Below are 14,310 nucleotides of genomic sequence, written 5' to 3' on the forward strand. Positions count from 1 at the left end.
CCGCCAATGCGCACACCACCTGCGCACATTAAACGCCTAAGGGGCGGGATACATACTCCCAGTATGCGTCCCGCCCCCGCTTCATGCGCGGCTAACGGTCACCCGCCAGCGGTCACCCGAAAACCTTGCACAAAGCATGTACGCTATCGCCTACGCCTGGCGCTCATCACGCAGCGCACGGTTCACAGCCGAAATCATCGCCTTCAAAGCCGCACGAGTCGTCGAGCTGTCCACACCAATACCCCACAGCACGCGAGAACCAACAGCAGCCTCAACGTAGCAAGCCGCGTTAGCAGTCGACGAAGACGACATGGTGTGCTCCGAATAATCCATCACGCGAATATCCACGCCCTCGCCCGACAGGATGTTCTGCAGAGCATCCACCGGACCGGTACCCGAAGCAGTACGGGTGTACGTGTGACCATCAATGTTCAGACCAACACGCAGAGTAGTCGCACCAGTATCAGCCGAATCAATATTAATCGACTCAATACGGTACTTACCCCAACGGTTCTGCGGATCAGCAGCAGGCAGGTACTCATCCGCAAAGATGTTCCACAGCTTCTCGCTGGTCATCTCGCCGCCCTCAGCGTCAGTACGAGCCTGAACAATCTTCGAGAACTCAACCTGAGCACGACGCGGCAGATCCAGACCGTGATCCTGCTTCAGCAGGTACGCCATGCCGCCCTTACCGGACTGCGAGTTCACACGAATAATCGCCTCATAGGTACGACCCAGATCGCGAGGATCAATCGGCAGGTACGGAACCTCCCAGTACACCTCATCCACGGTCTTACCCGCCTCAGCAGCGGTACGCTCCAGAGCCTCAAAGCCCTTCTTAATAGCGTCCTGGTGAGAACCAGAGAACGCGGTGAACACCAGATCGCCACCATACGGCGAACGCTCGTGCACCTTCAGCTGGTTGCAGTACTCAACAGTCTTACGGATACCGTCAATATCAGAGAAATCAATCTGCGGATCCACACCCTGGGTGTACATGTTCAGACCCAAAGTCACCAGGTCAACGTTACCGGTGCGCTCGCCATTACCGAAGAGGCAACCCTCAATACGGTCAGCACCCGCCAAGTAACCCAGCTCAGCAGCAGCCACGCCGGTACCGCGGTCATTATGCGGGTGCAGCGACAGCACAATGTGCTCGCGGTGGTTCAGGTTGCGGTCCATCCACTCGACAGAGTCGGCGTAAACGTTCGGGGTAGCCATCTCAACGGTAGCGGGCAGGTTCACAATCAGCTCGCGGCCGTTCTGACCGACCTCCAGTTCCTCAGCCACAGCGTTCACCACGCGAGCCGCGTACTCCAGCTCAGTGCCGGTGAAAGACTCGGGCGAGTACTCATAGATGACCTTAGTGTCAGAGATCATCTGCTCTTCGTACTTGCGGCACAGGCGCGCACCCTGCAGGGCGATATCCAGCACGCCCTCCTGATCCTGGTTGAACACCACGCGACGCTGCAGAACGGAGGTCGAGTTGTAGAAGTGCACAATCGCCTGCGGTGCGCCCTCAATCGCCTCAAAAGTGCGGGCAATCAGGTGCTCACGCGCCTGCACCAGAACCTGAATGGTCACATCCGAAGGAATGTGGCCGTCCTCAACGAGAGTGCGCACAAAATCAAAGTCAGTCTGCGACGCCGAAGGGAAACCAACCTCAATTTCCTTGTAACCCATCTTCACCAGCAGCTTGAACATCGCAAGCTTACGGTCGGTGTCCATGGGGTCAATCAGCGCCTGGTTGCCGTCACGCAGATCCACTGCGCACCAGCGCGGAGCCTTCTCAATGACCTTATCCGGCCAAGTGCGGTCCGGCAGGTCAACAACAATCTGCTCGCGGAAAGGGCGGTACTTGTGTACCGGCATGGGGCTGGGCTTCTGGTGGTTTTTCATGATGAATTTCCTGTTGGTTGTTCCGTCTCGCTCTACCCCAAATGTGGGGCTCGTACCGTGCCGGGTATCGGTCCCCGGCAGCCGTGGTCAAGGCGGTGCATCAGAGAGGATGCGAAGGTGAGATGCCGCGTCAAAAAGCCGGAACGGTTGCGGCAGATTCTAGCGTGCCCCGTTCCGGCGAATAAGCAGCAGGTTCACTGCCTGGCGGGTAACCCCGCGCTTGCTCTCACCGTCAATAGTCATGCCTCCACGCTATCACAGGGGTCGGAGGCGGTGGCAGGGCACCCGGGAAGCCGTCCATCATCTGGAAAGAATCAACGACAAAGGGGCGCAGCCACCATTTCTGGCGCTACGCCCCTTCTGTTCGCTATTCACGTATCTGCGCTATGTTCTACTAGCTACAACCTAGTAGGCGAAAGCAGTCTGGCACTTGTGCTGATCAGCAGTCTGACCGGTCGCGTTACCCGCAATCGCAGCCTCCTGCTTCTCCATCGCCTCACCGGACGGGAAGTCAGTACCAATCGTCACCGACACGCCCAGAACCTCTTCAGTAGCCACCACGCGGGTTACGTTCAGCTTCGCGGCGATTTCCTTCGCCTCCGCCTCGTAACCGGTCGAGTAGAACACCGTGGTGAAGTTCGTCGGGCTAGCGGAGGTACCCGGAGTAACATTCGTGTAGCCCAGGCCCTCAATCACCGAAGCGATCGTAGCCGAGCGGCCATCCAGACCGGTCGCGTTGTACACGTTCACCGGAACCGTACGATCCAGCTGAACCGGAGCGGCAGCAGTAGCCGGCGCCTCCGGAGCCTTCTCCTCCTTCAGCGACTTATCATCACGCAGACGCTGGAACACGTTCGCAGCATCCGCAGAAACCTGCAGACGGTTCTCATCCTGGCTCCACGGCTCAGTCGGCACGGTCGCAAACACAACGTTCGACAGGTCCACGCCACCAAGAGTCGCACCAACACCCACCAGAGTGCTGATATTACCCAGGTTCTTATCCACCGTCACGTTCTGAGTAATCGCCTCAGCAATATTAATCAGACGGCCCGGATTCGACAGAGTACCCTCGCTCTTCACCTTACGCAGCAGCGAAGACAAGAAGCCCTGCTGAGCCTGAATACGACCAATATCGGAACCATCCGAGAAGCCGTGGCGGCTACGCAAGAACGCAAGAGCCTGCTCACCCTCAACCGAAGAAGTACCGGCAGGAAGCTTCAAGCCACTGTACTCGTCATCAATCGGAGCATCCACACACACCTGAACGCCGCCAACAACCTTCGACAGCTCCTTCACAGCGTTAAAGTCCACCAACATAAAGTGGTCAATATTCACACCGGTCAGCTTACTAATGGTCGCCACAGTACAACCGGGACCACCGCGAGACAGAGACTCGTTAATCTGAACGTTCTCCTCAGCCGGGTACACGGTGCCGCTCTCAGGGTCAGTACACTGCGGAACGTCAACCATCAGGTCACGCGGGAACGACAGCACGCTCACGTTCTTACGGTCCTTGCTGATCTGCAGAAGCATCATCACGTCCGCGCGAGCCTCAGAATTGCGGTCATCCTCATCACCGTACGCACCGTTATTACCCTTACGGGTATCGGAGCCAATCACAAGAATGTCCAAGGCGCCGTTCTCCAGGCCGTCCTTGTAATTGCTGATGTTCAGCTCCTGAGTATGCAGATTATTGCGCATACGCAGAGCCAACACGCCACCAAAGCCAACAACAATGACGAGCATGCAAGCAGTAAGCAGAGCAATCCACTTATTGCGGTTTGAAGTCATCACCGTCGTGCGCATATGACGACCGGTGCTTCGTAAACGAGGTGCCTGGGGCATACCTTTTCTCTTTCTGCCGGTGAGCAAGTGCTTTCTCAGAGTAACACTCTTCCCTATGAGCGCCGAATGAGAGTGAAAAGTTTCACCCGGAGGCATGCACATATTTCTGCAAGCCACCGGGTGAAAACTAAGGATGCGCGACCGCCCCGAAGACAACCTCTCAGGGCCACCTTTCGGGGTGACCTCGCAGGGGTGACCTCTCAGCGCAAATTCTCTGGGCGATGCGCTCAGGAAAGCTACTAGAATCCCAAACGGTTCAACGCACGCGCGTCAGACTGCCACTCCTTCGCAACCTTCACATGAATATTCAAATAAACGCGGGTACCGAGCATCGCCTCAATCTGCTCACGAGCCTTCGTACCAATCTTGCGCAGATTCGAGCCGCCCTTACCGATAATGATGTACTTCTGCGACTCACGCTCCACAAACAGGTTCACGTGCACATCCAGCAGCGGGTTATCCTCCGGGCGGCCCTCACGGAACTCCATCTCCTCAACCGTCACAGCAATCGAGTGGGGCAGCTCCTCACGCGCACCCTCCAGAGCTGCCTCACGCACCAGCTCCGCAATGAGGGTTGCCTCCGGCTCATCGGTCAGCTCACCCTCGGGGTACAGCGGCGGCGACAGCGGAGTGTACTGCGCCAGCAGGTCAGCGACCGCATCCACCTGGAAATGCTTCACAGCAGACACCGGGATAATCGCAGCCCAGCCGCCCTTACCGTCAACCGGCATCGGCTCAGACACCTCACCCGCACGGCGCTTAGCCGCAGGACCCGAACCCTTCGCGAAAGGCACAGCATCATTCTTGCCGCCCTTACCCTTGGGGCCCTTACCCTTCTGCTTCGCACGATGCGCGGCACGCTTAGCACGAGCCGCACGCTCAGCGCTCATGACCTCCTCGCCGAGTGCCTCAACAGCCAGCAGCTGCTCACGCAACTCCTCAGAGCTCACAGTGTCAGCCTTCGTCACAATCGCGACGACCGGCTTATTGCTCGACGCCACCAGCTGCGACGCAATGTAACGGTCACCCGGACCGATCTTCTCATTCGCCGGAATGCAGAAGCCCAGCACATCCACCTGCGAAAGGGTGCTCGCCACCAGGTCGTTCAGACGCTCACCCAGCAGAGTGCGGGGGCGGTGAATACCCGGGGTGTCCACCAGAATCAGCTGGTACTCGTCCTTGTGCACAATACCGCGAATCGTGTGGCGGGTCGTCTGCGGACGGTTCGAGGTGATAGCCACCTTCTGGCCAACCATAGCGTTCGTCAGAGTGGACTTACCGGCGTTGGGGCGGCCCACCAGCGACGCGAAGCCCGAACGGAAATTCTCCGGGTAGGTCGGTAGCGGGGTGCTCAAGTCCAGCGTGCTCAAATCGAGCGGGGTGTACTCCTGGTCCATTGTGTTTCTCCTTATCAACCCCGTGCGGGGCGTATGGGATGCCAGCCTCATCTGCCTGCGCCTTCCGGGGGCGGGGCGGCCGGCTCAAAGTGTGTATGGGATGATGCGGCGTCTATATTCGATGTCTAGCGGTTGCCGTGCTGATCGGTTGCCGGTTCAGCCTCTGCAATGTCTCCCGGAAGATCCGGATGCGCGTGCGGCTCAGCCACAGCGGGCGGCTCGGTATCCACTGTGAGGATGTCAGCAACCTCCGCGGAATTAGGCTCCGAGGAAGATGCCGCGGAACCTTCAGCACCCTGCTGCTCATCACGAGGCGGCTCATACCACGCCTGCAACATATCCACCTGGTGGCGGCGACCCGACGAACCAATCGCACGAATATGAATGCCGTCAATCTCAATCTCAGAACCGATAATCGGCACCATGCCCAGATGCTTAGCGAGCAGACCGCCCACCGTATCAACATCTTCATCGTCGAGTTCACGACCGAAAATTTCGCCCAGCTCATCAATACCCAGACGGGCAGAGAGACGGAACGTGCCGTCGTCATTCAGCGTGTACTCGGGGCGCTCACGGTCGTACTCATCAGAAATGTCACCGACCAGCTCCTCAATCAGGTCCTCAAGGGTAATCAGACCGGCGGTGCCGCCGTACTCATCAACAATGATCGCCACGTGCGTGGACTCGCGCTGCATCTCACGCAGCAGGTCCATGGCGCGCTTCGACTCGGGCTCAAAACGAGCCGGGCGCATCAGCTCAACCACGGTCGGCAGGGCGGTACCTTCGGGAGCCTCGCCGTGCAGGATGAAGGCGCGCATCGCGTCCTTCAGGTAGAGCACACCCAGAATCTCATCGCTCGAATCACCAATCACCGGCATACGCGAATAACCCGAACGCAGGAACAGGCTCAGCGCCTCACGCAGAGGGGTGTCACGGCTAGCGGTGAGCATGTCGGTGCGCGGAACCATGAGCGAACGGATGCGGGTATCGTCCATCTCAAAGACGGACTGCACCATTTGCGCCTCGTCATCCTCAATGGTTTCAGCGTCGGAGGCGCGGTCCAGGAACTCGCGCAGCTCCTCCTCATCGAACACACCCACCGGGGCCTCAGCCGAACGTTCCGGCGCCAGGCGCACACTGAGCTTATCGAGCAGACCGGTCGCCGGGCTCAGCAGAACCGACAGGTAGTGCACCGGACGAGCCAGCACACGAATCGACGCGACCGGGCGGTTACGACCCAGAGCACGAGCCAGTACATGCAGAATCGGGTAGCCCACCAGCGCAACAATCACGAGGGTCAGCACGACGGCGAGCGCGTGCACCTCGACCAGGTTCAGCAGGCAGGTCATGGTGGCGAGCACCGCGGCGGCTGCCGCAATGAGGCGGGTCAGGCGCAGCGGGTGCGTGTACGCTTCGGAGTCACCGTCGAGAGTGCGCTGCAGGACGCGGGCGCCGAGAGTGTCCGGGTGTGCTTCCACGGCTTCTTCCGCTTCGTTGTGCGGCAGGTAGGTGAATGCGGTTTCGGCGATTGCCGCGACCACGGTCAGGCAGAGCGCGAGAACGGCGAGGAGGACTGTGAGTAGAATGTCCACGCCGCTCCCCTAGTGTCGGGTTTCGACCGGTGCCGGGCGACCCAGGAACTCTTCGAGGATGGAGCGCTGAATGCCGAACATTTCAGCTTCCTCTTCGGCGGTGCCGTGGTCGTAGCCCAGGCAGTGCAGAATGCCGTGAGTGGTGAGCAGGCACAGCTCATCGAGGGTGCTGTGACCTGCATCTGCGCCCTGACGTGCGGCGACGGGCGGGCAGAGGATGATGTCGCCGAGCATGCCGCTGGAGGGGTTTTCGGGGGTTCCCGGCTCCAGCTCGTCCATGGGGAAGCTCATCACGTCGGTTGCGCCGGGCAGGTCCATCCATTCGATGTGCACGCGTTCCATTTCGTCTTCGTTCACGATGGCGATGGACAGGTAGGTGTCATCGGCAAGGTGCATGCGTTTGAAGGCGTGCTCGACGAGGCGGGTGAGCACCTCGGTGTCTACCGCTTCGAAAGATTCGCGGATGAAGGCGTCGGTTGCCGGGTCGGCACCGGTTGCGGGTTCTTCACAGTCGAATTCGATCTCTGCCACCGTTTAGCGTCCTTCCGGGGTAGTCTGTGCGTTATCGGCGTTGGCTTGGCCCTTCTCGGCGTTCTTTTCGGAGCCGCCGTTAATACCAGCGCGGTCCAGCAGCTTCTCAGCTGCGGCCTCGATGGTGGCGCGCTTGACCTTGCGGTTGCGCTTGCGTTCCATTGCCTTCTGGTCTTCGCCCCACTGATCGTAGGCGGACACAATATTCGAGACCAGGGTGTGGCGCACCACGTCGGAGGATTCCAGGATGCTGAAGTGAATGTCCTCCACGCCCTGCAGAATGTTGCGCACCTGCTTCAGGCCGGATGCGGCGCCACCGGGCAGGTCAACCTGGGTGATATCGCCGGTGATGACCATCTTCGAACCGAAGCCTAGGCGGGTCAGGAACATCTTCATCTGCTCGGCGGTGGTGTTCTGTGCCTCGTCGAGGATGATGAACGCGTCATTGAGGGTGCGGCCACGCATGTACGCCAGCGGTGCGACCTCAATGGTGCCCGCCTCCATGAGCTTGGGGATGGTTTCGGGCTCGAGCATGTCGTGCAGCGCGTCGTAGAGCGGGCGCAGGTACGGGTCGATCTTCTCGTTGAGGGTGCCGGGCAGGAAGCCCAGACGCTCGCCAGCCTCCACGGCGGGGCGGGTGAGGATAATGCGGTTCACTTCGTGGCTCTGCAGCGCCTGCACAGCCTTCGCCATGGCGAGGTAGGTCTTACCGGTACCCGCCGGGCCGATGCCGAAGATGACGGTGTTCGCGTCGATAGCGTCCACGTACTTCTTCTGGTTAATGGTCTTGGGGCGAATCGTGGTGCCGCGGGTGGAGAGGATGCTGGTGGACAGCGAGTGCGCCGGGTTGCTCAGTTCGTCGCCGAGCATGCCCATGAGGCGGTGAATGACCTGCACGGTAATCTGCGTGTCGTGGCTGGAGAGTACGCGCAGCTCGTTCAGCAGCTTTGCGGCGGTGTTGACGGCCTCGGAGGGGCCGGTGATGAGCACGTCCAGGTCCTTGGGACGCAGGCTAATCTGCTCGAAGTAGTCCTCGATAATCGCCAGGTGCGCGTCCTGCGGGCCGAGCACGGCGATCATTTCTGCGGCGCTCTTGAAGGATACGGTGCGCGCGGTCGAGAGAGGTCGGGAGGTAGTCATATGGGCTCCTTGGCTAGTGATGTATTTACAAGTATAGATGCGCGTGATGCACCACGCACCGGAGGGAATCCAGTAGCGGGCGCTCTACCAGCGGCCCAGCACCACGTTCAGGGTGCACATGGCGGCAGAACCGGCGGTGGAGGAACGCAGCACCTCGTCGCCGAGTAGTGCCAGCTGCGCGCCGGCGTCGGTGAAGAGCTGCACTTCGCGGTCGCTGATGCCGCCTTCGGGGCCGACGAGCAGGTAGATCTCTTCGGGCAGGTTCTCTGCCTCTACCAGCTTGCGTGCCAGGGCGCTGAGGCGTTCGGTCGCCTGCTCATGCAGGATGAACACGGCGGCGGACTGCTCGGAGCCTTCACCGGCAACTTCTTCAATGAGTTCCACCAGGTCGGCGGTGCTGTACAGGTCGTACACTTCGGGAATGAGCGCGCGGCGCGACTGCTTCGCCGCGGCGGTGACGGTGTTCTGCCACTTGGTGTGTGCCTTGGAGGCGCGCTCCCCCTTCCAGCGCACGATGGAGCGGTCCGCGCTCCACGGAAGCACACCGTACATGCCCAGCTCGGTGGCGGTTTCGATGGCGAGCAGATCGCGGCCGTCCTTCGCGAGCGCCTGCACCAGGTAGATGGAGGGTACGCTGCGTTCCTCGCACAGCTCCTGCACCTGAACGCTCACGCCGTCCGCGTTGATGGAGGCAACCGTACCGAGTGCGCGGCGGCCGGTGCCGTCACCCAGGTCGATGCGTTCGCCGAGCTCAAGGCGCTTGACGAGGGCATGCTTGCCTTCGGAGCCGCCGAGCGCGCAGGTGGCGCCGGGGGTGAGTGCGTCGTATTCTTCCGTGCTGATGTAGAAGATGGGGGCGCTCATGGTTCTCCTTGAGGTGCGGTTTGAAAGCGTGGGTAATGTGCGGGTGGCGTGAGAAATAGGTGTGTAGCTTAGCGCGGGCGCGTACAGCGCAATGCTGACAGCAGTGCTGACAGGAATGCGGCGGGTGCGGGTTGAGTACCGCACCCGCCGCATCCTCAGCTTGGTGTAGGAATCCTACTTGAACTGGTCCTTCAGGCGGGAGAAGAGGCCACCGCGGTGCTTGACCTGCGAACCTTCGGTGAGGGATTCACCGCGCAGGGCGGCGAACTGGCGCAGCAGTTCACGCTGTTCTTCGGTCATGTCGGTGGGGGTGACCACCTGGATACGCACCAGCAGATCGCCGCGACGCTCGGTGCCGAGCACGGTTGCACCCAGGCCGTTGAGGGTGATTACGTCACCGCTCTGAGTGCCTGCGGGGATCGCAACTTCCTGGTCGCCATCGAAGGTATTCAGCGGAATGGTGGTGCCCAGTGCCGCCGCGACCATGGGGATATTCACGGTGGTAACCAGATTGTCGCCCTCGCGGCTGAAGTACTTGTCGCGCTTGACGTTCAGGTCAATGTACAGGTCGCCGTTGGGACCACCGTACAGGCCTGCCTCGCCCTTGCCGCGCAGGCGGATACGCGCCTGGTCGTGCACGCCGGCGGGAACATTGAAGGTCAGCGGCACGTCTTCACGTACGCGGCCCTGACCGTGACATTCAGGGCAGGGGGTCTTGATGACGGTGCCGTAGCCGTGGCAGTCGGGGCATTCAACCTGCTGCATGACGGTACCGAGGATGGACTGCACGCGGCGCTGCATGAAACCGTGACCGGAGCAGGTGGTGCAGGTTTCGGGCTGAGTGCCCTCTGCGGTGCCTTCACCATTACAGGACTTACAGGTCACGGCGGAGCGACGCTCAATGGTCTTCTCAACACCGAACACGGCGTCCTGCAGGCTGATGGAGACGGTAATCAGGTCGTCCTGGCCCTGACGCATGCGGGATGCGGGGCCGCGGGCACCTGCCGCGCCGCCGGTGAACATGTTCAGCAGGTCCTCGAAACCGCCGAAGCCGCTGAATCCGCCGCCCGGGTAGCCGCCGCCTCCGGGGTAGCCTGCGCGGCCCTGTTCGTCGCCGGTGGTGTCATAGTTGCGGCGCTTTTCGGGGTCGGAGAGCACCTCGTAGGCGAGGGTGACGCGCTTGAACTCTTCGGCTGCGTCCTCGGAGGGGTTCACGTCGGGGTGCAGCTGGCGTGCCTTCTTTCGGTACGCCTTCTTGATCTCTTCAGGGCTGGCGTCTTTCGATACGCCGAGAGTATCGTAGTGGCTCATGCGTTTCCTTCCTCTCGAGACGATGGCGGTGCTCGATGAGTGCACCGCCAACAATGGTCGTATCAATTCTAGGGGATACCACCCCCGACCCGATACAATGGCTAGGCTGAATGGGGGTCGCTCCCGCTATCCGCTTAATCTGCGGTGCCTGTGCCCCTGAAATCGGCTCCGTAGTCCTATTGCGATTTTCACCCCTACCGCCCCAGAGGAGAATACGTTGAGTACCCACCACTCCCCCTACGGCTGGGGTGCCCAGGATCTAAACGCCGCCCGCATGAGCCGCCAGGCGCCGCCTCCGCGTAAGGTGCCGCTGCGCCGCGGCCTGCTGATTGAGGATATTAACGGCTGGGTGGGTGAGGTCGTGAAAGCTGAACGCATCGGCGGTGCTCTCTTCTTCGGACTCGAGGACGCGAAGGGTCGCGTGAAGAATTTTCCGTTGGGTCCGGGCTACATGATTGAGGGTGAGCCCGTTGAGATTGTCGCCCCGGTGGCGGCGAAGGAGCCGAAGCGCACGATTTCTCGTTCCGGTTCTATTGCGGTGAAGAACGCCCCGGCTCGGGTGGCGCGCGCCTCCCGCATCTGGGTTGAGGGCCTGCACGACGCCGAGCTCGTGGAGAAGGTCTGGGGCCACGATCTGCGCGTTGAGGGCATTGTTGTGGAGCCGCTGCACGGCGTGGATGATCTTGCCGGTGCTATTCGTGAGTTCGCGCCGGGCCCGGGCCGCCGCCTGGGCATTCTGGTCGACCACCTGATTGAGGGCACGAAGGAGCAGCGTATCGTTGCGGAGGCGCTTGCCGTGCCGGGTGCCGCCGGGCACGTGAAGATTGTGGGCCACCCGTTCATCGATATTTGGCAGGCAGTCAAGCCCTCGGTGCTGGGTTTGAAGGCGTGGCCGCAGGTGCCGCGCGGTGAGGACTTCAAGAAGGGTACGTTGCGTCGTCTGGGTCAGCCGCACGAAACGCAGGCGGATGTGGCGCAGGCGTGGAAGCACATCCTCTCTCGCGTTGACTCCTACGCTGACCTGGATCCGACGCTGCTCGGCCCGGTCGAATCGCTCATTGATTTTCTGACCGAACCGGGTGCCTAACCACACGGAAACCCGCTATTGCGCCCCCGTCTGCGGGCGCAGGTGTGAATTTGCTCAGAACCTTTCCCTCGAGGGCATTATCCTGTGGGTTTTGTTCCCTAAAGCGGTACAATAGTTGAGCGTGTGGCATTGCCCCTGTGGGTTTATGTTGCGCCATCACTACACTCTTAGGTCACCACCGCTCAAACGATTCACCTCCTCGGAGGGCAGATCCACCGGCTTAGGTGATCACCACAAGAAACTTCTATCGAACCAGGATTTTCGTGACTAACGATGTTCGCCCGGCAACCGGGCCTCAGAAAACCCGTAAGATTAGCGTGATTCAGGACCGCAACCGTGCGACTCTCGCGCATTTCGGCGGTATTCTCGGCATCATCCCCTCCGCTGCGGTTTTCTACGTCAGCCGCAATAACGCACCCTTCGCTGAGCAGGAAGCTCGCGAGGCGATGAACTTCACCCTCCTGCCCTCCATTGCTCTGGTGGCGCTGTGGGTACTGTCCTTCCTGCCCGGCATGGGCAACACTGCCATGGTTCTGGGCGCGCTCGTGTGGCTGTTCATGGCGGTTGCATCTGTCCGAGCCGGTATTGAGGTGAACCGCGGTGAGCCGTACAGCTACCGCATTAACCCGCGCCTGCTGGACCGCTTCTACTCCACCGAGAACGCAGAATCCGCAGAGTCCTAAGAACTGCCGGTCCTAAACCGCGCTGATAGCTTTTACACTGAACGCCCCGCACGTTGTGTGCGGGGCGTTTTCGTGTTTAAGTGGGGCTTCTTTGCCTAGTGCGCGTGAATTGCTGCAAACTCTACCGAATGGTGCTGTAGATAATCGTTGTTAAACGATCGTGGGCCCCTGTTACCAGGAGCCCACAACCGTATTCACTCAACTTCAGCAAAGACGAGAACACGCTGTTAGACATATACCGTCCTGCCATGACCTATTATGGCACAGCGTAACCTTCAACCACAACTTGAAATTGGGTGTTTTGGAGAATTTTTTCTAAGGAAAGTAATCGAAAAATACGCATCCCAAAAGCGGCATGAAGGAGTGGAAAATTCTTTCGGCTAGTCCAGCACAAATGCGAACAATTAGCACACCGGTGTAAGGTGTGATGCTCCCCCAAAGTCCCTCCAAACAGCCCCGAAAAATTTTTTAAAAGTTTTTTGAGACCCGCAAAAACACCCCGAAATCACCGAAATATTACGGCAATACCGGGGTGCACGCTATTCGCAGGCAGCGTTAGAGAAAAGCATCAAGTGGAGATGCGACAGACCAGAACCGGAACGCCGCCCCGATTGAAAAGCCCCTTGTCAGACCAATGCTTCTTAGTGCTCCTCGTGCTCTTCCGAGACCTCCGGGAGCAGCTCGCGGGTGACAGCATCGCCCAGCAGGCGGCCCTTGAGGGTTAGTCGCACGTGGGCTTCAGGGTCAGGTTCAGCTTGAGGACTCAAAGCATCAGGCTCAATCAGAGCTTGAGAAACCAGCCAGCGCAGGGAGGCGCCCAGCTGCGCCTCATCATGCACGGCGAGCAGCTCGCGCATCGCCAAGCCCTCACGCACACGGATCATGAGCATAATCGTCTCAAAAGCACGAGTGGCGGTGTCCAGCACCTCACGTGCCGCCGCCGGGGACTCCCCCGCACGCACCTTCTGCGCGTACGGTACCGGGTGCTTCACGTTCCACCAGCGGGTACCGTTCACGTGCGAGTGCGCGCCGGGGCCGATGCCCCACCAGTCCTGGTTGCGCCAGTAGGCGAGGTTGTGGTCGCTGCGGGTGTCCTCGCTACGCGAGTAGTTGGAGACCTCGTACCAGTTGTAGCCGGCTTCGGTGAGTAGCTCCTCGGCGAGCAGGTACATGTCCGCCATGAGGTCTTCGTCGGGCATGGTGTATTCGCCGCGGCGGATCTGCGCGGCAAGCTTGGTGCCGTCCTCCACGATGAGCGAGTACGCCGAAATGTGGTCCGGCTCGTAGGAGATTGCGGCGCGAACACTTTGCTCCCACTGCTGCAGGCTCTCCCCCGGCGAACCGTAAATCAGGTCCACGGACACCTGCAGGCCAACCTCCTTGGCCCAGGCGACGACCTTCGGCACGTTGGAAGGCGTGTGGGTGCGGTCGAGTACCTGTAGCACCTCGGGGACGACGGACTGCATGCCGAAGGATACGCGGGTGAAGCCGCCGTCCTTGAGGGTTTGCAGGTCTTCGCGGGTGACGGAGTCGGGGTTTGCTTCGGTAGTGACTTCTGCGCCTTCGACGAGGCCGAATACGTCGATGGCTGCCTGTAGGATGCGTACGAGGTCGCGGGCGGGCAGTTTGGTGGGGGTGCCGCCTCCGAAGAAGACAGTGTGCATGGGGCGTTTTGCGACGCCGGATGCCTCGAGGGTGCGGGCGGCGAAGAGGATTTCTGCGATGGCATCGTCGGCGTAGGTGCCGAGGCCGATGCCGTCGCCGAAGTCTTCGGTGGCGTAGGTGTTGAAGTCGCAGTAGCCGCAGCGTACGGAGCAGAAGGGGATGTGTACGTAGAGGCTGAAGTCGCGGGTTTCGCATCCTGCCGCGCTGGTGGCGGGGATGCGCCCGTCGCGGGGTGCGGGGGCGCCGGTGGGCTGGGCGGGCATTCTGCCTCCTGGAACTAGGTGTGGCGGTTGGGG

Annotated in this window: 11 protein-coding genes; 2 read left to right on the forward strand and 9 right to left on the reverse strand. The window is 60.6% G+C overall.

Going from position 1 to position 14,310, the window contains the following annotated elements; translation table 11 throughout:
• Window positions 1–150: 150 nt before the first annotated feature.
• The 8 genes from leuA to dnaJ all read right to left on the reverse strand — a co-directional run bounded on the left by leuA (window position 151) and on the right by dnaJ (window position 10,579).
• Window positions 151–1,899, reverse strand: a complete 1,749-nt coding sequence (gene leuA, locus HMPREF2971_RS04580; RefSeq protein WP_070691605.1) for a 2-isopropylmalate synthase — start codon at window positions 1,897–1,899, stop codon at window positions 151–153.
• Window positions 1,900–2,304: 405 nt separating this feature from the next.
• Window positions 2,305–3,744, reverse strand: a complete 1,440-nt coding sequence (locus HMPREF2971_RS04585) for an LCP family protein (RefSeq protein WP_070691608.1) — start codon at window positions 3,742–3,744, stop codon at window positions 2,305–2,307.
• Window positions 3,745–3,983: 239 nt separating this feature from the next.
• Complete coding sequence (locus HMPREF2971_RS04590; RefSeq protein ID WP_210398873.1) at window positions 3,984–5,141, reverse strand: GTPase Era; 1,158 nt, start codon at window positions 5,139–5,141, stop codon at window positions 3,984–3,986.
• Window positions 5,142–5,266: 125 nt separating this feature from the next.
• Window positions 5,267–6,733: a hemolysin family protein gene (locus tag HMPREF2971_RS04595; protein ID WP_070691610.1), complete on the reverse strand. Its 1,467-nt coding sequence runs from the start codon at window positions 6,731–6,733 to the stop codon at window positions 5,267–5,269.
• A 9-nt stretch (window positions 6,734–6,742) separates the two neighbouring features.
• The gene (gene ybeY, locus HMPREF2971_RS04600) at window positions 6,743–7,264 is read right to left on the reverse strand and encodes an rRNA maturation RNase YbeY (protein WP_005505992.1); all 522 of its coding nucleotides are present in this window, start codon (window positions 7,262–7,264) and stop codon (window positions 6,743–6,745) included.
• 3 nt (window positions 7,265–7,267) lie between these two features.
• Entirely contained in the window at window positions 7,268–8,404 is a 1,137-nt protein-coding gene (locus HMPREF2971_RS04605; protein WP_070484447.1) for a PhoH family protein, read from the reverse strand.
• Between the two features lie 84 nt (window positions 8,405–8,488).
• Entirely contained in the window at window positions 8,489–9,268 is a 780-nt protein-coding gene (locus HMPREF2971_RS04610) for a 16S rRNA (uracil(1498)-N(3))-methyltransferase (protein ID WP_070691612.1), read from the reverse strand.
• 174 nt (window positions 9,269–9,442) lie between these two features.
• Window positions 9,443–10,579, reverse strand: coding sequence for a molecular chaperone DnaJ (dnaJ, locus tag HMPREF2971_RS04615; RefSeq protein ID WP_049349589.1), 1,137 nt, complete (start codon window positions 10,577–10,579; stop codon window positions 9,443–9,445).
• A gap of 217 nt (window positions 10,580–10,796) precedes the next feature.
• On the opposite strand from dnaJ, the gene HMPREF2971_RS04620 reads away from it, so the two are divergent.
• Entirely contained in the window at window positions 10,797–11,666 is an 870-nt protein-coding gene (locus HMPREF2971_RS04620) for a DUF3097 domain-containing protein (RefSeq protein WP_070691614.1), read from the forward strand.
• Between the two features lie 263 nt (window positions 11,667–11,929).
• Window positions 11,930–12,349: a DUF4870 domain-containing protein gene (locus HMPREF2971_RS04625; protein WP_070543537.1), complete on the forward strand. Its 420-nt coding sequence runs from the start codon at window positions 11,930–11,932 to the stop codon at window positions 12,347–12,349.
• A gap of 641 nt (window positions 12,350–12,990) precedes the next feature.
• Here the strand turns inward: HMPREF2971_RS04625 and hemW are convergent.
• Complete coding sequence (gene hemW, locus HMPREF2971_RS04630; RefSeq protein WP_070691616.1) at window positions 12,991–14,277, reverse strand: radical SAM family heme chaperone HemW; 1,287 nt, start codon at window positions 14,275–14,277, stop codon at window positions 12,991–12,993.
• Window positions 14,278–14,310: the final 33 nt, after the last annotated feature.

This window comes from Rothia sp. HMSC066G07, from assembly GCF_001814485.1.
GTDB lineage: Bacteria > Actinomycetota > Actinomycetes > Actinomycetales > Micrococcaceae > Rothia.